The organism is Streptococcus pseudopneumoniae (assembly GCF_038148955.1).
GTDB lineage: Bacteria > Bacillota > Bacilli > Lactobacillales > Streptococcaceae > Streptococcus > Streptococcus pseudopneumoniae_T.
This window is the reverse complement of sequence record NZ_JBBJZY010000006.1, coordinates 75,147-93,391: the sequence shown is the minus strand read 5'-3', so window position 1 is coordinate 93,391 and position 18,245 is coordinate 75,147. Positions and strand designations below refer to the sequence as shown.

Annotated in this window: 18 protein-coding genes; 3 read left to right on the top strand and 15 right to left on the bottom strand. The window is 40.2% G+C overall.

Annotated elements, in window-relative coordinates:
- Window positions 1-328: 328 nt before the first annotated feature.
- Complete coding sequence (locus WKI23_RS03630; protein WP_000121686.1) at window positions 329-2,047, top strand: phospho-sugar mutase; 1,719 nt, start codon at window positions 329-331, stop codon at window positions 2,045-2,047.
- Between the two features lie 110 nt (window positions 2,048-2,157).
- Window positions 2,158-2,505 carry a thioredoxin gene (locus WKI23_RS03625; RefSeq protein ID WP_368078979.1) on the top strand — a complete coding sequence of 116 codons (348 nt, stop codon included), beginning with the start codon at window positions 2,158-2,160 and terminating at the stop codon, window positions 2,503-2,505.
- Window positions 2,506-2,784: 279 nt separating this feature from the next.
- Here WKI23_RS03625 and WKI23_RS03620 read toward each other — a convergent pair whose 3' ends face one another.
- The 6 genes from WKI23_RS03620 to WKI23_RS03595 form a co-directional block, all read right to left on the bottom strand.
- Complete coding sequence (locus WKI23_RS03620; protein ID WP_061438856.1) at window positions 2,785-3,621, bottom strand: amino acid ABC transporter substrate-binding protein; 837 nt, start codon at window positions 3,619-3,621, stop codon at window positions 2,785-2,787.
- A 12-nt stretch (window positions 3,622-3,633) separates the two neighbouring features.
- Window positions 3,634-4,263, bottom strand: a complete 630-nt coding sequence (locus WKI23_RS03615; protein WP_368078978.1) for an amino acid ABC transporter ATP-binding protein — start codon at window positions 4,261-4,263, stop codon at window positions 3,634-3,636.
- Between the two features lie 9 nt (window positions 4,264-4,272).
- Entirely contained in the window at window positions 4,273-4,914 is a 642-nt protein-coding gene (locus tag WKI23_RS03610) for an amino acid ABC transporter permease (RefSeq protein ID WP_000120831.1), read from the bottom strand.
- Between the two features lie 145 nt (window positions 4,915-5,059).
- Window positions 5,060-6,289 carry a tetratricopeptide repeat protein gene (locus WKI23_RS03605; RefSeq protein WP_368078977.1) on the bottom strand — a complete coding sequence of 410 codons (1,230 nt, stop codon included), beginning with the start codon at window positions 6,287-6,289 and terminating at the stop codon, window positions 5,060-5,062.
- On the bottom strand, window positions 6,279-7,445 hold the full coding sequence (locus tag WKI23_RS03600) for an AI-2E family transporter (RefSeq protein WP_368078976.1): 1,167 nt from the start codon (window positions 7,443-7,445) through the stop codon (window positions 6,279-6,281). The genes WKI23_RS03605 and WKI23_RS03600 overlap by 11 nt, the downstream gene beginning before the upstream one ends.
- 223 nt (window positions 7,446-7,668) lie before the next feature.
- Window positions 7,669-9,645 carry a peptide ABC transporter substrate-binding protein gene (locus WKI23_RS03595; RefSeq protein ID WP_368078975.1) on the bottom strand — a complete coding sequence of 659 codons (1,977 nt, stop codon included), beginning with the start codon at window positions 9,643-9,645 and terminating at the stop codon, window positions 7,669-7,671.
- Window positions 9,646-9,841: 196 nt separating this feature from the next.
- Between WKI23_RS03595 and WKI23_RS03590 the strand changes: the two genes are divergently transcribed.
- Window positions 9,842-10,855, top strand: coding sequence for a lactonase family protein (locus tag WKI23_RS03590; RefSeq protein ID WP_368078974.1), 1,014 nt, complete (start codon window positions 9,842-9,844; stop codon window positions 10,853-10,855).
- A gap of 149 nt (window positions 10,856-11,004) precedes the next feature.
- On the opposite strand, the gene WKI23_RS03585 is transcribed toward WKI23_RS03590, so the two are convergent.
- The 9 genes from WKI23_RS03585 to WKI23_RS03545 form a co-directional block, all read right to left on the bottom strand.
- On the bottom strand, window positions 11,005-11,424 hold the full coding sequence (locus WKI23_RS03585) for a F0F1 ATP synthase subunit epsilon (RefSeq protein WP_119947746.1): 420 nt from the start codon (window positions 11,422-11,424) through the stop codon (window positions 11,005-11,007).
- A 10-nt stretch (window positions 11,425-11,434) separates the two neighbouring features.
- Window positions 11,435-12,841, bottom strand: a complete 1,407-nt coding sequence (gene atpD, locus WKI23_RS03580) for a F0F1 ATP synthase subunit beta (protein WP_000094357.1) — start codon at window positions 12,839-12,841, stop codon at window positions 11,435-11,437.
- An 85-nt stretch (window positions 12,842-12,926) separates the two neighbouring features.
- Window positions 12,927-13,805, bottom strand: coding sequence for a F0F1 ATP synthase subunit gamma (locus WKI23_RS03575; RefSeq protein ID WP_368078973.1), 879 nt, complete (start codon window positions 13,803-13,805; stop codon window positions 12,927-12,929).
- 15 nt (window positions 13,806-13,820) lie between these two features.
- The gene (gene atpA, locus WKI23_RS03570) at window positions 13,821-15,326 is read right to left on the bottom strand and encodes a F0F1 ATP synthase subunit alpha (protein ID WP_125456593.1); all 1,506 of its coding nucleotides are present in this window, start codon (window positions 15,324-15,326) and stop codon (window positions 13,821-13,823) included.
- 14 nt (window positions 15,327-15,340) lie between these two features.
- Entirely contained in the window at window positions 15,341-15,877 is a 537-nt protein-coding gene (locus tag WKI23_RS03565; protein WP_368078972.1) for a F0F1 ATP synthase subunit delta, read from the bottom strand.
- Window positions 15,877-16,371, bottom strand: coding sequence for a F0F1 ATP synthase subunit B (atpF, locus tag WKI23_RS03560; protein WP_175880934.1), 495 nt, complete (start codon window positions 16,369-16,371; stop codon window positions 15,877-15,879). The genes WKI23_RS03565 and atpF overlap by 1 nt, the downstream gene beginning before the upstream one ends.
- Window positions 16,372-16,384: 13 nt before the next feature.
- Window positions 16,385-17,101 carry a F0F1 ATP synthase subunit A gene (gene atpB / locus WKI23_RS03555; RefSeq protein WP_175880935.1) on the bottom strand — a complete coding sequence of 239 codons (717 nt, stop codon included), beginning with the start codon at window positions 17,099-17,101 and terminating at the stop codon, window positions 16,385-16,387.
- Between the two features lie 34 nt (window positions 17,102-17,135).
- The gene (locus WKI23_RS03550) at window positions 17,136-17,336 is read right to left on the bottom strand and encodes a F0F1 ATP synthase subunit C (RefSeq protein ID WP_175880936.1); all 201 of its coding nucleotides are present in this window, start codon (window positions 17,334-17,336) and stop codon (window positions 17,136-17,138) included.
- Between the two features lie 450 nt (window positions 17,337-17,786).
- Window positions 17,787-18,197: a GNAT family N-acetyltransferase gene (locus WKI23_RS03545; RefSeq protein WP_368078971.1), complete on the bottom strand. Its 411-nt coding sequence runs from the start codon at window positions 18,195-18,197 to the stop codon at window positions 17,787-17,789.
- Between the last annotated feature and the right edge of the window lie 48 nt (window positions 18,198-18,245).

Sequence of the window (18,245 nt, the reverse complement as noted above, 5' to 3'; positions counted from 1 at the left end):
ATAACTGTCAAGAAAACCAGCTAGTCAAGATGTCATTCTTAGAACTAAACGTCTAGTCACAGATTACTCAAAACACTGTTTTGAGGTTGTGTATAAAGATGCTGGGTAAAAGTCTTCTCATAATAAAACGTTTGGTATCAATGTTTTATTATGAGAAGACTTACTTTTTTACTGAAATTGAATTTTTCCTAGCCTCAACATCATATAAACCCCAAGTTCAATCTGACCTGGTTTGAAGAGATTTTCGAAGCAGATAAGGTTTTACTAAAACTAAAAAAAATGATATAATCAAACTGATTAAATGTTTTAAAAATAAAGGAGAATTTTAATGTCTTACCAAGAAAATTACCAGAAATGGGTTGATTTTGCGGAGCTTCCTGACTACCTTCGTCAAGATTTGGAAAATATGGATGAAAAAACAAAGGAAGATGCCTTCTATACAAATCTTGAATTTGGTACTGCAGGTATGCGTGGCTTGATTGGTGCTGGTACAAACCGCATCAACATCTACGTTGTTCGCCAAGCTACTGAAGGTTTGGCTCGTTTGATTGAGTCAAAAGGTGGAAACGAAAAAGAACGTGGTGTCGCAATCGCCTACGATAGCCGTCACTTCTCACCTGAGTTTGCCTTTGAATCTGCGGCAGTTCTTGCTAAACACGGCATCAAATCTTATGTATTTGAAAGCCTTCGTCCAACTCCAGAACTCTCATTTGCAGTTCGTCACCTCAACTGTTTCGCAGGTATTATGGTCACAGCCAGCCACAACCCTGCTCCATTTAACGGTTACAAGGTTTACGGTGAAGACGGTGGACAAATGCCTCCACACGACGCAGACGCTTTGACTACTTATATCCGTGCAATCGAAAACCCATTTGCAGTTGAAGTTGCTGATGTGGAAGCTGAAAAAGCTTCTGGCTTGATTGAAGTTATCGGCGAAGCTGTTGACGTAGAATACCTCAAAGAAGTTAAAGATGTCAACATCAACCCAGCCTTGATTGAAGAATTCGGTAAAGACATGAAGATTGTTTACACACCACTTCATGGTACTGGTGAAATGTTGGCTCGTCGTGCTCTTGCCCAAGCTGGATTTGACTCTGTTCAAGTTGTTGAAGCGCAAGCAACTGCTGACCCTGACTTCTCAACTGTTAAATCTCCAAACCCAGAAAGCCAAGCAGCCTTTGCACTTGCTGAAGAACTTGGTCGTCAAGTTGGTGCAGATGTTCTTGTCGCAACTGACCCTGATGCTGACCGTGTTGGCGTTGAAGTTCTTCAAAAAGATGGTAGCTACCTCAACCTTTCAGGTAACCAAATCGGTGCTATCATGGCTAAATACATCTTGGAAGCCCACAAAAATGCTGGAACTCTTCCTGAAAATGCAGCCCTATGTAAATCTATCGTATCAACTGACTTGGTAACGAAAATCGCTGAAAGCTACGGCGCAACCATGTTCAACGTTTTGACAGGTTTCAAATTCATCGCTGAAAAAATCCAAGAATTCGAAGAAAAACACAATCACACTTACATGATGGGATTTGAAGAAAGCTTCGGTTACTTGATTAAACCATTCGTACGTGATAAAGACGCTATCCAAGCTGTTCTTGTCGTTGCTGAACTTGCTGCCTACTATCGTTCACGTGGTTTGACACTTGCTGACGGTATCGAAGAAATCTACAAAGAATACGGCTACTACGCAGAAAAAACTATCTCTGTTACCCTTTCAGGTGTCGATGGTGCTGAACAAATCAAAGCGATTATGGCTAAATTCCGCAACAATGCTCCAAAAGAATGGAACGCAACAGCTATCACTGTCGTAGAAGACTTCAAAGCTCAAACTGCTACTGCTGCTGACGGAACTGTTACAAACTTGACAACTCCTCCAAGTGATGTTTTGAAATACACACTTGCTGATGGTTCATGGATTGCCGTTCGCCCTTCAGGTACAGAACCAAAAATCAAGTTCTACATTGCAGTTGTAGGTGAAACCAACGAAGAATCACAAGCTAAAATTGCTAACATCGAAGCAGAAATCAATGCTTTTGTAAAATAAAGTCCTATAAAAGATGAGACAAACCAATCTCATCTTTTTTCGTATCAAATCTAAGCAATTTTAGAAACTTTATGGCATACTAGACATATCAATGAAAGCGAGGTAATCTCATGGAACAATTTTTAGAAAACATCAAAGACCTTGAAGTCACTACAGTTGCGCGTGCGCAAGAAGCTCTTGATAAAAAAGAAACTGCAACCTTCTTTATCGGTCGCAAAACTTGCCCTTACTGCCGTAAATTCGCAGGTACATTGGCAGGTGTCTTAGCTGAAACTAAAGCTCACATCTACTTCATCAACAGTGAAGAAGCAAGCCAACTCAATGAGTTGCAATCATTCCGCTCACGCTACGGAATCCCAACTGTACCAGGCTTTGTTCACATTGCAGATGGACAAATCAATGTCCGTTGTGACTCTTCAATGTCAGCACAAGAAATCAAAGATTTCGCAGGATTGTAAAAAATCAGCTAACAAGTCTTAAAATTACAAAAACGCATAATGTAAGGTGCAAAAACCTTGATATTATGCGTTTTATTGTCCCTGAAACAGTTGTAGTAAAATAAAATAATAATAGAACAAATCGATCAGGACAGTCAAATCGATTTCTAACAATGTTTTAGAAATCACAGTGGGCTATTCCATATTCAATTATCCAGATTCAATCGCTATTATCGTTTTCCTAGATTACAAAAAACTACGTTTTGCTAATCAAAACGCAGTCTCATTCACTATTTTATCTTACTGTCCTTCTTTCACTTCTTTGGTTGCTACATCTTCTCCAAACCATTTTTGGCTGATTTCTTGGAACTTGCCGTCCTTGTAAAGACTAGAAAAAGCTTCATTTATCTTCTTAACCAGAGTTGTATCTTCCTTACGTGCTCCAACCGCAAAAGCTTCTGTTTCTAGTCCAACTGTAAAGACATTATAATCGTTTAAAACGCCTTCTGCTTCTAAATAATAATTTGCATAGACACGATCAATCAATAGACCATCAATTCGATCGTTTTTCAAATCAATCAAGGCTTCATTAAAGGTTTGGTATTGATTCGCTTCCTTATTAGCAACAATATCCTTTAAAATCGCTGGGTTTGCTTCAAAGTCCGCATATCCAGATGAACCGGCTTGCGCTCCTAATGTCTTTCCAGCCATATCCTTTGCAGTCGTGATACCAGATGATTTCTTGGTCACCAATACCTGCTCATTCTTCATATATGAGTTACTGAAAGCCACCTTTTCACGGCGTTCATCTGTAGCGGAATAGCCATTCCAAATCAGATCAATCGTTCCTTTTGTCAATTCAGCTTCTTTCAAATCCCAATCGATCGGTTGCCAATTTACCGTAATTCCGTATTTTTCAAAAACAGCTGTAGCTAAATCAATATCAAATCCTGCATAAGAACCATCTTTCTGAGCAAATCCCATTGGAACAAATGTACTATCAAATCCAATAGTAATAGACTTGTTAGACTCGTACTTAGACCAATTATCTCCACTAGTTTCGCTAGCATTTTTCCCACAAGCTACTAAGAACAAAGCAGTCATCAGACTGACTAATACAAGCATCCATTTTTTCATCCATTTTTCCTCCTATTTAGGTTCTACTTTCAATAATACATCTGCGATATTTTCAGCAAACTGCAAATCGTGGGTTACCACAATCTGTGTCATCCCAAGTTCCCTATTTTGCAAGATTAGCTTCTCCACTTCCAAACGTAATTCTGGATCCAGGGCAGAAGTTGGTTCATCGTAGCCAATGATTTCTGGGTCAATCATCATAGCACGCGCCAAGGCCACCCGCTGCTTTTGCCCACCAGATAGTGAGAATGGATAAGCATCTGCGTGTCCTCCTAGTCCTAACTGTTCCAAGAGACCACGCGCCTTCTTCTCAGCCTCCTCCTGCTTCATTCCCATGGTCTTCACAGGCGATAGGGTCAAATTGTCCAGAACTGATAAATGAGGGAACAGTTGAAAATCTTGGAAGACAAATCCTAGTAGATTCCGCTTCTGCAACTCATCCAGTTCTAAAGGTTGTCCATTATAAAAGATTTGCCCTGAATCAATGGTTTCCAGACCTGCAAGCATACGTAAGAGGGTCGTCTTACCTCCACCAGAAGGTCCAACGATAGCCAGGATTTGCTTTTCAGGAATACTTAGACTGAAATCAGACAGAATTTGTTTGTCTCCAAATTTCTTATTGATATTTCGTAATTCTAACATGGCAGCCTCCTATCTATAATAACTATACTTCTTCTCAACTTTTTTGGAAATAATTGTCACAATCCCAATTAAAATCAAGTAAATGGCACCTGCCAAGAACATGGGAACTAGACTGGCGTCACGGTTGGCAGCTGTTCGACTAGCCAAGATAAGGTCTGAAATCCCTAGAGCGTAGACCAGAGACGTATCCTTGACCAAACTCATAACTTCATTAAAGACACTAGGAAGAACGATCTTGGTCACTTGGGGCAAGATAATATAGCGCACTGTGTCAAAAGGGCTAAACTTCAAGACCTTGGCAGCCTCATACTGTCCTCTTGGAATAGTGTCAATTCCCCCACGGAAAATTTCTGCAAAGTAAGCTGCATAGTTGAGAACAAAGGCAATAATGGCAGCAGGAAGGCGATCTAAACGAATCCCAATACTTGGGAGCACATAATAAATAAAAATCAGTTGCAAGAGTAAGGGAGTTCCTCGCATAACCCAGATGTAAATGTTAATCAGATAATGGAGGGGCTTCCAATGGACTTGCAAGGCAAAGGCAATCAAAACGCCCAAAGGAATCGAAAATAGCAAGACCAGTGCAAAGACCTGTACAGTCGTGCTCGCACCATTCAGTAAACTCGGTAATATCTCAAATAAATAAGACATACTGCACCTCCTAAAAGTAATTGTTCCTATTATAGCATGAATAAACAAAATAACCAACCATTTTTGTAAAAAAATTCTATCATATACAAATAAAAACCGTAGCTATCAAAAGAGATAAACTACAGTTCTATATGTTTAAACATTTTTACAATCTCTCAAACAGTTCTTGCATTTGAACATCATCTGGAACTAGTTTTAAGTAAGCGTGAGCATGGACTTTTGCTTCTTCAAAATAGCCTAATTCACGCAAGAGATAGATATAGTGTTCCAGAAATTCTGGATTGTCCTTCAAATCTCCTGCCAACTCTTGGTAATGCTCATAGGCAGTATCCAAATCGTCCATTTCTTGATAGGAACGAGCAATCATCCACTTGGTCAAAAGGTTTTCTGGCTCCTCGCTCTGCAAGTCTAGAATATCCTCATAACGCTCCTGCTCCAGATAAATAGTGGCCAAACGAAGCAAGATTTCTTCTGTATCCTCAGCGTCTTCTTTTGCAGTAAGAAGATAATTTTCTGCCCCACTAGCATCATGCAATTCATAAGAAAATTGTGAAGCAGCCAGTAAGAGACGCGTTTCAAAGGGATTTTTCTCTAGGCCTTGCTTAGCGATACGCAGAGCTTCTTGAACTTGATGTTCCTTATGTAAGGCCTGACTGTAGCCATACTCATATCCTTCAAAGTCAGGAGAAATGGTATCGATCTGCTTAAAATATAGGACAGCTTTTTGGTATTCTTCTTGATCAAAGTAAAGGCTGGCTAACTCAAAAGCTGTTAGGTCATCATATTCTAACTCCAGAGCTTTTTCTAAAAACTCTATGGCCGTTTCAAATTTCCCTAACTGAGCATAGGCAAAACCAATTCGTTGATAGGTGGAAATCCCTGTCTGCTCATAAATCGAGCGATTATCTAACTGGGCATAGCCCTGAATGGCCTCTTGGTAATTTTCCAACTCACTATCCAATTCCGCCAAGCCCAATATCAAGAGAGGATCCTCTGAGTAAGTCAATGCCTCCAGCAATTTCTCACGCGAAACATCTGTCAAACCTTCCAGCTGGTAGAGGTCTGCTTTCAGAGCCAAAGCCGAAACATACCAGTCACTGTCAGGTTGAATTTCTTCTAGGTAAGCAAAGGCTTCTTCGATTTGACCATCCTCGCTAGCAATTGCTGCTAGATTTAGATTAACCTCTGGGAAATCCTCTACAATTTTCAGGTAAATTTCCTTAGCCTGAGGATAGAAACCAATTCCTTCTAGATAAGTGGCTAACTCATACAAAAGGTCACTTGAATCACTTTCTAACGCTTTGACGAAATAATGCTCAGCCTTAGTTAAATCTTGTTCCTCCAAAGCCTGCAACATCTGTTGACTATTGTTCACTCTTGACTTCCTCTCCCTCTAGTTCATATAGGCCACTGACTACCTTATACCATTCAAAAATCGCTGAAATGACAACCTTAGCAGAGGCATAAACTGGAATACCGAGTAAAACTCCCCAAATACCAAACATGGATCCTGAAGTCAACAAGACAAAGAGAACATTGATGGGATGGATGTTTAATTGACTTCCCAAAATCAATGGAGAGACAAAACGTCCTTCAATAGTTTGTTCTACGATAAAGACAATCACCACTTTTAACAGCATAACTGGTCCAGCAATCAAGCCCAATACTAGGGCAGGAAGCATAGCTAAGAAGCTACCAAGATAAGGAACCAGATTTAAAATACCAGCAGTAACACCCAGCGTAACCGCATAGCGTAGACCGATAATCTTGAAGAAGATCATAAACATTACTGCTACAATAATAGCTACTGTCACTTGCCCTCGAACATAGTTGGACAACTGTTGATTCACATCTGATAAAACTTGTCCAACAGGTTCTTTCAATTTCGTAGGCATGAATTGGGTCAAATAGTTACGCAAGCCTTTCCCATCACGCAAGAGATAAAAGAGCATGAACGGAACGATAATCAAGGCAACAATCACTTGAGATGCCCCGCTAATAAATGCACTCACCCAGTTAACTGCCTGAGATGAAACCTTGCTCGCCCAAACTGTAGCCTGACTTGAGAAGTTTGTCAAAACTTGCTCTAACTGAGGTCTGAAATCATCTGGCAGGTGCTGGGCTACCAATCCATTAACAATCCTATCTATATCTTCTAAGTAAACAGGAACGTTTCTTGCAAAGGTCAAAACCTGGCGTTGCAGATTTGGAATGGCGACTGCCAAACCCCAAATGATAAAGAGAGCGATAATAACAAAGACAATAGTGATAGCTATAACACGATTAACCTTATGCTTCTCCATCCAATCAACAATGGGATTCAATAAATAATATAGCAGGCCAGATAGAATGACCGGCAACATCACAACTGCTAAAAAGTCTAAAACAGGTGAAAATAGAAAACTAATCTTACTTAAAATAAACAGATTGAGTCCCAATAATAAGGTTACTAAAAATACCGTAATGGCTTTGTTATCTAAAAACCACTTGAAAAACCAAGATAGGCTAAAATGTTTCTCTTTTTGCTCCATAAATACTTCCTTTCTATCGTTCTCTCATTATACCATTTTTGAAGTAAAATAACTCTTTTTTTAAGTGCTTATACTCTTCGAAAATCAAATTCAAACCACGTCAGCTTCGCCTTGCCGTACTCAAGTACAGCCTGCGGCTAGCTTCCTAGTTTGCTCTTTGATTTTCATTGAGTATTACATGGAGACAGCGATATAAAAAATCCCCTCAAAAGAGGAGATTCGATTAGTCTTGAATATGACGGTCTAAGTTCTTCTGATAATCAGCATTTGATTTGGCTTTTTCATCAGCAAATTTCTTGCGGAAGTCATCCATTTCTTTAGACGTTACAATCTTGTCTTGTAATTTTTGGTACTTGTAGCTGTTTTCACTTGTCTTATCACCTACCCAACCACCTGCACCGCTACCTGGAACTTTCTTCGTTATTAGCATTTGGGCACCATCTGAGTGTACAGGAATAACCAAGGCACTATCTGTTAACCAAGCTTGTGCTTTAGCATATTTAGAATAACGTTTTTGCAGATCTATTTTCTCACCACTAGCATCCGTAATTAACTCTTTAAACTTATCTAAACCAACAGCTTTGATTGCCGGATTATCTGTACCTGGTGCTACACCAAGTGCTCCTAGAAGAGTTGGACCAGATGTTGGATCAAATACATCTAAATAGGTTGATGGATCTGCATAATCAGGACTCCAACCACTATTTACATTGATATCCCAATCAGTATTGTTAGTCGATGTTGCAAATACTGTCATATTTCCCAATTCATCATCAGAAACTTGTTGAATGTCAATCACTATATTTTCAGAGCCTAAGGCTTCCTCAATGGATTGTTTATAAGATTGGGCTTGACGAATAAAATCTGTCTGAGTAGAGGAAACTGGAAGGTCTAAATGAACGGGGAACTGTACTCCATCGGCTTGAAGTGTTTTCTTAGCAACTTCAAATTTAGCTTTAGCCTTGTCTACATTATGGAGTGAATCCTGGGCATCATCAAGACTGACATCTTTCCATACATCATCTAACTTATCCAGTTCTGCCTTAGCTACTTGCCCAAATGACTGCTCTCCAACTTGGACAAATGTTGGAGGGGTAAAACTTGTACGTAATTTACGAGGTGCCACTTCGTCCCCAAATACTTGAGATACTGCAGCGGTACGATCTGCAGCGAAAGCCAAGGATTGACGGAAATCTTTATTCAACAAAGCCTTTTTAGTGGATGATTTTTCCGCATCACTTGTTTTAGCAGTATGGTTATAAGCTACACGATCAATATTAGTAGACATATAGAATACGCCACCTCTTTGTGGACCATATACAATATTATCCTTGTATTTTTCTTTTAGACGTTCATAATTGGCAGAATTTTTAAAGAGAGGCGCCGCTGGATAATGTCCTTCATCAAAGCCACGTCCAAGAGAATCGGCGTCTTGACCATCAAAGAAAGATAATTTAATATCATCAATAAAGACATTTTGCTTATCCCAATAGTTTTGATTTTTGGTCATCTCAATGGAAGATTTAGATGTCAATCCCTTGAGGAGGTAGGCACCATTATAAAGAATGCTTGTTACATCAGTCGCCTTCCCAAAGTCATCTCCTTTAGAAGCCAAAAAGTCCTCGCTAATTGGGGCAAGAACGCCCATTGTTGTCTTAGAATTCCAGAAAGATTCTGGATGGTTCAAAGTGTAAACAACCGTATAATCATCTGTCGCTTTTACACCAACAGTAGAGAAATCTGTTGTTTTTCCATTGACATAATCGTCCAAACCTTGAACTGAGTCTTGAACCAGATAAAGAGCCTGTGATTTTTTATCAGCTGCGTGCTTCAGACCAGTTACAAAGTCCTGAGCTTTGACTTCACCATACTCTTCGCCTTCATTGGTATACCATTTGACACCCTGACGGATTTTATAGGTATAGGTCAAACCATCTTTTGAAACAGTCCAATCTTCTGCAACTGATGGAATTAGATTTCCATATTGATCATTTTCAAGTAGACCGTCAATAACATTACCTGTAATTTGTTTAGTGCTAGCAGTTCCAGAAACTGTATAATCCAGAGTCGTAGGATCTGTAGAGAAGACATAGGTATAGGTAACAGGTTTAGTAGCATCTTTACCACCTGTTGAACACGCTACTAGCATAGCCGCCGAGAGTATAGCTACACCAGCTGCTAGAAAAACTCGTTTTTTCATAGTAAGGACTCCTTTAAACATTTTATGAGTTCATTATAGCACTTTTAAGAAGAAAAGTAAGGAAAACAATCTCAATATTATTATATTTTTCAAAAAACCAATCAATTATTTTTTAAAGTGCTTACATCTAATTGGATGTCTTTAATTGGCTTGTTTTTGTGATATAATAGTCTTATCTTTATATAGAGGTAACGTTATGAAAGAAACTGTTTATTTTGGAACTTATACACGTCGTACTTCCCAAGGGATTTACAAGGCTGACTTTGATACAGAAACTGGTCAGCTTTCAAACCTAGAACTTTTTGCAGCTGAGCCAAGTCCAACCTACCTTGCCTTTGACCAGCACCAACATTTATACACCGTTGGTAGTCAAGACGATAGGGGGGGAATTGCAGCCTATCAAACTGACGGGACTTTATTAAATCATGTCGTGGAAGAAGGAGCTCCCCACTGTTATGTTGTCGTTGATGAAAAGCGTGATTTGGTCTATGCAGCCAACTACCATAAAGGACAGGTACTTGTTTATAAACGTCAGGAAGACGGTAGTCTCCTACTTAGTGATGTGGATCAACACAGTGGCAAAGGCCCACATGAAAATCAAGCTTCTCCCCACGTTCACTTTACAGATTTAACACCTGACCACTATCTAGTGACCTGTGATTTGGGTACTGACCAAGTCATCACTTATGACCTTAATCAAGAAGGGAAATTATCTAAGCTCTATACCTACCATAGCCAGCCAGGCGCAGGCTCACGCCATATCGTTTTCCATAACCACTATAAAATTGCTTATCTGATTTGTGAACTCAATAGTACTATCGAGGTTTTAATTTACGATGGTGTTGGCGAATTTGAACGCATGCAGGTCATTTCAACTTTACCAGAAGCTTACGAAGGCTTTAATGGAACCGCTGCTATTCGTCTCTCTAAAGACGGTAAGTACCTCTATGCTTCTAACCGTGGTCATGATTCTATCGCAGTATATACAATCCTTGCGGACGGTAGCTTAGAGTTATTAGAAATCGTTCCAACACATGGTCAGACTCCACGTGATTTTGATTTGACACCTGACCAAAAATTTCTTATTGTTGTCCACCAAGACTCTGACAATGCAACTGTCTTTAAACGTAATTGTGACAATGGCCGTCTAGCAGAACTCTCCAACGACTTCCATGTTCCCGAAGCAGTCTGCATCCGTTTTGCTCCTTAATAAAACATAAAAAATGAACTTGGATTTTCAAGTTCATTTTTTCTTATAGTCAATGAAAATCAAAGAGCAAACTAGGAAACTAGCCGCAGGCTGTACTTGAGTACGGCAAGGCGACGTTGACGTGGTTTGAATTTGATTTTCGAAGAGTATTATAGTCTATTTCCGACATTTATACGGTTAATGGCACGTTGCAGTGCAATCTTCGCACGACGTTCTTGGTCAATCAAGTGTTTGTCTTGTGCTTCTTCAATTGCACGTTCTGCACGAAGTTTGGCACGTTCTGCACGACTGACATCGATATCACGAGCACGTTCTGCAGAGTCAGCGACAATTGTGATCATATCATTGGCAATTTCAATAACACCGCCGTTTACTGCAATCCAGTTCACGTGATCTTCGTCATCAATACGTTTTACCTTTACTTCATCAACTGCTAAAACCGCAATCATATTTTCATGTCGTGGCAAGATCCCCATCTCACCATCCAGAGTTCGAACCGATACATAGCTGGCATGGTGATCATAGACGAGGCCATCTGGTGTCACGATCTGGACAGTTAACTGAGCCATAGATCACCTCTTAAAATCCCATTTTTTCAGCTTTGGCAATCACATCTTCGATAGAACCTACACCACGGAAGGCATCTTCTGGCAAGTGGTCGTGTTTACCATCAAGGATTTCCTTAAAGCCACGAACAGTTTCAGCAACTGGAACATAAGAACCTGGCTGACCAGTAAATTGTTCCGCAACGTTGAAGTTTTGTGACAAGAAGAACTGGATACGACGGGCGCGAGCAACCAAGGTCTTTTCTTCATCAGAAAGCTCATCCATACCAAGGATAGCAATGATATCTTGCAATTCATGGTAACGTTGGAGGACACGTTTTACTTCTGCAGCAACTGCATAGTGCTCTTCTCCAACGATTTCAGGTGCTAGAGCACGTGAGCTTGAAGCAAGTGGGTCAACGGCTGGGTAAATACCCAATTGTACCAACTTACGTTCCAAGTTTGTTGTTGAATCCAAGTGAGCGAAGGCTGTTGCTGGCGCTGGGTCAGTATAGTCATCCGCTGGCACATAGATAGCCTGGATAGAGGTTACAGAACCCTTCTTGGTTGATGTAATACGTTCTTGCAATTGACCCATTTCCGTAGCAAGTGTTGGTTGGTAACCAACGGCTGATGGCATACGACCCAAAAGGGCAGATACCTCTGAACCAGCCTGAGTGAAACGGAAGATATTATCGATAAAGAGAAGCACGTCTTGGCCTTCTACATCACGGAAGTATTCAGCGATTGTCAAACCAGTAAGGGCAACACGCATACGTGCTCCTGGTGGCTCATTCATCTGACCAAATACCATGGCTGTTTTCTCGATAACACCTGATTCTTTCATTTCCCAGTAAAGGTCGTTCCCCTCACGAGTACGTTCCCCAACACCAGTAAATACTGAAATACCACCGTGTTCTTGGGCAATATTGTGAATCAATTCTTGGATCAAGACAGTTTTACCAACTCCGGCACCACCGAAAAGTCCAACTTTACCACCTTTAAGGTAAGGGGCAAGAAGGTCGATAACCTTGATCCCTGTTTCAAGGATTTCAGAAGAGGTAGACAACTCATCAAAAGTTGGAGCTTTTTTATGAATTGGCTGACGCTCTGCGTCTTCTGTAAAAGGAGCTTCCAAGTCAATGGTATCTCCCAAAACATTGAAGACACGTCCCAAAGTTTCTTTACCTACTGGTACAGAGATTGGACGACCTGTGTCCAATACTTCCATTCCACGAGTCAACCCATCTGTTGATTCCATGGCGATAGTACGGACCATACCATCTCCTAACTCCAAGGCTACTTCAAGGACGATTTTTGTTTTTCTTTCGTCATTTTTGTAGACGACAAGTGCATTGTTAATCTCAGGAAGTTTTTCCCCTGCTGCAAACAAGACGTCTACAACGGGACCGATAACCTGAGCAATTTTACCTGAACTCATCTCCTTCTCCTATTCTATATAAGATACTGTCGGTTCCTAGTTCAACTAGGTCCTAAGTTCATTTTCATACGAGCTGGACTAGAGCCTATTCTAAGGCACTAGCTCCTGCTACGATTTCTGTAATTTCTTGTGTAATCGCCGCCTGTCTGGCACGGTTATACTGAATTGTCAAATCATTGATGACTTTTTTAGCATTATCTGTCGCTGTTTGCATGGCTGTCATACCCGCAGCATTTTCAGCTGTCTTAGCATCGATAATAGCACCGTAAATCATACTTTCTGCAAACTGTGGCAACAACTGCTCCAAAATTTCTTCTCGGCTGGTTTCCAATTCAAAAGTCAAGCTGTAGTCTTCATCCGCTTCATTTGGATCCAAATCCACAATTGGGAGCATTTGTTCCACACGCATCTGGCTTGTCAAGGTATTGACATGGTGGTTGTAACAAACATAAAGCTCATCAAAAAGTTCATTTTGGTACATTTCAACAGTTTTTGAAATAATCTTACGAACTTGATCAAAGCTAGGTTGGTCTGCCAAGCCACGTAGTTCATAAAGTGGTTGAATACCACGAGCCTTAAAGAAATCAGCTCCCATTCCACCGATACAGATCATTTCAAAACCTGTACCGTCTGGGTGGTATTCTTCCGTCAACTCCATAACAGCTTTCAGAATAGAAGAATTATAACCTCCAACCAAACCGCGATCTGAAGTGATGACGATATAGCCTGTCTTCTTCACAGGACGGCTAATCAACATGGGATTAGTTGAACCACCAGCTCCATTACCATGAAGAATATCTGTCAAGAGCTTGCGAACTTTTTGAGCGTATACTTGGAAGTTGCGTGCAGCTTCTTCAGAGCGACCTAGCTTAGCAGCCGATACCATTTGCATGGCATTAGTGATTTGACTCGTATTTTTTGTTGAGGCGATTTTTGTTTTAATATCATTTAGAGATACTGCCATCTGACACCTCTATTCTTATTGGAAGCTGGTTTGATTGAGAAACTCTGTAATCGCAGCATCCAAGACTGCTTCTTCTGGCAAGTCTTTTGTATCACGAATGGTTTCTAAAATCTCTGGATGTTGAGCATCAAAGAAGGTATGGAACTCTTCCTCGAAACGAACGATGTCATCTACTGGAACAGTATCCAAGAAACCATGTGTCAAAGCATAAAGAATGGTTACTTGTTTCTCAACAGGTAATGGTTTGTGAACAGGTTGTTTCAAAACTTCAACTGTACGACGGCCACGGTTCAACTTAGCCTGTGTTGCTGCGTCCAAGTCAGAACCAAACTTAGTGAAGGCTTCCAACTCACGGTATGAAGCAAGGTCGATACGAAGTGTACCAGCAACCTTCTTCATGGCTTTGATTTGTGCAGAACCACCTACACGTGATACAGATGAACCCGCATCGATGGCTGGACGAATCCCCGCATTGAAGAGGCCATCGCCAAGGAAGATTTGTCCATCAGTGATAGAAATCACGTTGGTTGCGATATAGGCAGAGATATCTCCTGCTTGTGTCTCGATAAATGGTAGGGCTGTAATTGATCCACCACCCAGTTCATCAGAAACTTTAGCTGAGCGCTCAAGCAAACGGCTGTGAAGGTAGAAAACATCCCCTGGGAAGGCTTCACGACCTGGAGGACGACGAAGCAAGAGAGACAGTTCACGATAAGCTACCGCTTGTTTTGATAAATCATCATAAACGATCAAAACATGCTTGCCTTGGTACATAAATTCTTCCGCCATGGCAACCCCAGCATAAGGAGCTAGGAAGAGCAATGGAGATGGTTGTGAAGCAGAGGCTGTCACAACGATTGTGTAGTCCAAGGCACCGTACTGACGAAGTGTTTCTACTTGCGTACGAACTGTTGATTCTTTTTGTCCAATCGCAACATAGATACAGATCATATCTTGACCTTTTTGGTTCAAGATTGTATCAATCGCAATGGTTGTTTTCCCTGTCTGACGGTCCCCGATAATCAACTCACGTTGACCACGACCGATCGGTACAAGGGCGTCAATAGCTTTCAAACCAGTTTGCAATGGTTCTGATACAGACTTACGTTGCATAACACCAGGAGCTGGCGCTTCAACTGGACGAGTTTTATCAGTGTGGATTTCTCCAAGACCGTCAACTGGACGACCAAGTGGATCCACAACACGACCAATCAGACTTTCTCCTACTGGGACTTCCATGATTTTACCTGTACGGCGGATTGTATCACCTTCACGGATATCTGTAAAGTCACCAAGGATGATAATACCGACGTCTGTTGACTCCAAGTTTTGAGCCATCCCATAAGAGCCGTTTTCAAAAATCAACAACTCTCCACTCATGGCATTTTCAAGGCCGTGAGCACGCGCGATACCGTCCCCGATATAGGTTACAACACCTGTTTCAGTCACATCAAAATTGGGTTTGAAATTTTCAATTTGTTGCTTAATTAAAGCGCTGATTTCTTGTGCGTTAATTGCCAAAAGAACACCACTTTCTATTTCAAATTTTCTTTAACAACTTTAAGTTGTTGTTTAATACTCACATCAATTGTCTTGTGATTGGCAAAAATGACAAAACCACCAATGAGACTTTCATCGATTTCTTCTTTTACACTCCTTACTTTCAGAGACATTTTTTTCTCAATCAAAGGGAGCAAGCGACTCTTTTGTTCATCTGTTAGAGGATGAGCAGAAGTAATCGTCACTTCAAATCGATTTGTTTCTTTTTCAAGTCGGTTCAAGCAATCTACAAGTACATCATAGAAAAGATTCGCTCTGTGATTGTAGACCAGAACCTGGATAAAGTTTTGTATTAAAGGTGACACAGAATCTTGGAAAAAAGCAATTGTTTTTTCCTTATCCGACTCGTCTACTGCCACTTGTTTTAAAAAAGAAGGCAGACCTGTTTCTTCAGCAACTTGCTTCATTTGAGTCAAGTCTGAAAAGATACGGTCTTCTTCTCCTTTTTCAAGTACCAATTGGACAAAAGGCATGCTGTATTTTTCAATTACCTTTACTGTTTTCTTGTCCATTAAGCTTCTCCTAGCTGATCGATATACTGATCAATGAGTTCTTTATGGGCATGACCGTCAAGGTTTTGTGAGATGATTTTACCAGCCAAGCTGATGGTCAAATCTGCTACCTCACCCTTAACACTTTGTAAAGCTTCAGCTTTATTTTGAGCAATTTCTTGGTTTGCTTTTTCTTTTAAGCGTCCTGCTTCTAGTTTAGCATCTGCTAAAATACTAGCCTTACTTTGCTCAGCTGTTTCCTTTGCATTTTCAATGATTGTCTTGGCTTCTTTGCGGCTGCCTGCCAATTCATCTTCACGTTTCTGAGCTAAGGCTTCTGCTTTTTGACGTGCCTGTTCAGCACTGTCAATATCAGTAGCGATTTTTTCAGCTCTTTCTTCGAAAATGCCTGTAATATTAGACCATGCAAACTTTTTAATCAAGACTAGCAAAAGAATAAAAGAGCCAGCGATTAAAATAAAGTTACCAATCAATTCACCTACTGTAACGTGCATCAGTTACTCCTTTCTACTCTTCTCCATCATTTATCTTATTTCCTAGGTACATAGAAGACAACATGGTAAACACATAGGCTTGGATGCAGGAAATAAAGACAGAAAAGGCTGTCCAAGCCAAGTTAGCACCAAAAGCAACTGGATACCAATAGAGAGCTTGATGAGATAGAGTGATCAGCAGACTAGCCATCACCTCTCCTGCAAAAATATTTCCGAACACCCGCAAGGCAAGTGATAAAAAGTTGGTAAATTCTTCTAAGATGTTCATGGGAGTCATAAAGCCAGGTGTGATATAAGCTTTTAGATATTTTTTAATCCCACGACGACGAATACCCTCGATGTGTGTCAATAAAATAATGCCGAATGATAAGGCCAAGTCATACTGTAAATTTGCAGTTGGAGATGTCCAAAGATTGGTTCCATCTGTAGACTGGATCTTAGCCATCAAACCGAGGTTATTTGCCAGTACCATAAACAGAAATAGACAAAGGAAAAAGAGCGAGTAGTCTTTCATGTAGCTTTTACCAATGTTAGGTTCTGTAAATCCAATAACAAAGTCATAGAAATACTCAAGTACATTTTGCTTTCCTTTGGGTTTCAAGGTCATATTGCGACTCGCCCAATAAATAAAGACAAAAATAACTCCCACAATCAACAAGGTCATGGCTAACATGGTCAAATCAAAGGTAACAGGACCAATAGAGATGGTTGGAGTAATACTTTCTTCCATCTAAAATCCTCCCTTTTCTTCTCGTTCCGTTTGTCTATTTGATGATGAATGAAAAGACGAGGGTAACCAAGAACGTTCCTTCAATAAAGGCAATCCCCATAATCATCAAGCTACGCAATTCAGAAATAATATCTGGTTGGCGAGCTGCAGATTTAAGCAAACCGTTCATCAAAAAGCCTTCCGCAAGGGATACACCCATACAGGCAAGACATAGACCAAAAAATGTTAAATTCATGATAAATTCTCCTTTTGAATTAAAACTTACTTACTTAGTGTAGTCCTAAAATTTCGATTTGTCAACTTTTTTTGCACATTGGAAGCGTTTAATGAAAATTACTTCCATTTTCTTTCGTATTTCACTCTATTCTGAAAAAACTTGTGTATATTTACTGAAGCTAGGAGGCCTTGCCTGTAAATTTAATGAAAGTAACACAAAATCCGAGAAGGGAATCTCGGATTAAGGTCAATCTAAAAAGATAGAGAGTTTTGACTTTAAATAAATTGTTTTAAAATATCAACAACATTGCTTCTTTTCTTAACCTTATAGACCTTGATTCCCAACTTCTCAGCTGCCATTGTATTGTCCTCCATATCGTCTAAAAAGACATAATTTCTAGGTTCTATCGAGAACCTCCTCCATAGTGATTTGAAAAATCCCTCTTTGCTCTATACTTTCATATTCTCCTTACAAATCCTTTTGATAGTAAAATCTTTGCCCTGTGTAGGGATAGTCTTGCAAGGTAAAAACTTCCTTGTAGCCATGCTTCTGATAAAAGTCCGGTGCCTGAAACTGGTAAGTATTGACAAAAGCAAAACGACAGTTTCGATTCTTAGCTTCAGTTTCTGCTTGTTGCAATAGTTTTGAACCGATTCCTTGCCCTCTCAGTTCCTCTTTTACAAATAAATACTCGATTTCTAGCCAATTTCCAAAAGTCTCTGCTATCAAACCTGCCAGGAGATTGCCCTTTTCATCTTCAACATAAAGATTAAGTGGCTCACTTTCAGCCTCTTCTCTTTTTGAACGGTTATAAGCACGAATCAAATTCCCAATTTCTTGTGCTTTCTGAGACTCCTTGTTTTCCAATCTAAAGTACATCTAAACCTCCTCAAACACTGTTACAGCTTGATTATAGTCCTATTTCAA

Coding starts and splice junctions, on each gene's coding strand:
- WKI23_RS03630 (WP_000121686.1), top strand. CDS start 329: ATGTCTTACCAAGAAAATTACCAGAAATGGGTTGATTTTGCGGAGCTT.
- WKI23_RS03625 (WP_368078979.1), top strand. CDS start 2,158: ATGGAACAATTTTTAGAAAACATCAAAGACCTTGAAGTCACTACAGTT.
- WKI23_RS03620 (WP_061438856.1), bottom strand. CDS start 3,621: ATGAAAAAATGGATGCTTGTATTAGTCAGTCTGATGACTGCTTTGTTC.
- WKI23_RS03615 (WP_368078978.1), bottom strand. CDS start 4,263: ATGTTAGAATTACGAAATATCAATAAGAAATTTGGAGACAAACAAATT.
- WKI23_RS03610 (WP_000120831.1), bottom strand. CDS start 4,914: ATGTCTTATTTATTTGAGATATTACCGAGTTTACTGAATGGTGCGAGC.
- WKI23_RS03600 (WP_368078976.1), bottom strand. CDS start 7,445: ATGGAGCAAAAAGAGAAACATTTTAGCCTATCTTGGTTTTTCAAGTGG.
- WKI23_RS03595 (WP_368078975.1), bottom strand. CDS start 9,645: ATGAAAAAACGAGTTTTTCTAGCAGCTGGTGTAGCTATACTCTCGGCG.
- WKI23_RS03590 (WP_368078974.1), top strand. CDS start 9,842: ATGAAAGAAACTGTTTATTTTGGAACTTATACACGTCGTACTTCCCAA.
- WKI23_RS03585 (WP_119947746.1), bottom strand. CDS start 11,424: ATGGCTCAGTTAACTGTCCAGATCGTGACACCAGATGGCCTCGTCTAT.
- atpD (WP_000094357.1), bottom strand. CDS start 12,841: ATGAGTTCAGGTAAAATTGCTCAGGTTATCGGTCCCGTTGTAGACGTC.
- WKI23_RS03575 (WP_368078973.1), bottom strand. CDS start 13,805: ATGGCAGTATCTCTAAATGATATTAAAACAAAAATCGCCTCAACAAAA.
- WKI23_RS03565 (WP_368078972.1), bottom strand. CDS start 15,877: ATGGACAAGAAAACAGTAAAGGTAATTGAAAAATACAGCATGCCTTTT.
- atpF (WP_175880934.1), bottom strand. CDS start 16,371: ATGCACGTTACAGTAGGTGAATTGATTGGTAACTTTATTTTAATCGCT.
- atpB (WP_175880935.1), bottom strand. CDS start 17,101: ATGGAAGAAAGTATTACTCCAACCATCTCTATTGGTCCTGTTACCTTT.
- WKI23_RS03550 (WP_175880936.1), bottom strand. CDS start 17,336: ATGAATTTAACATTTTTTGGTCTATGTCTTGCCTGTATGGGTGTATCC.
- WKI23_RS03545 (WP_368078971.1), bottom strand. CDS start 18,197: ATGTACTTTAGATTGGAAAACAAGGAGTCTCAGAAAGCACAAGAAATT.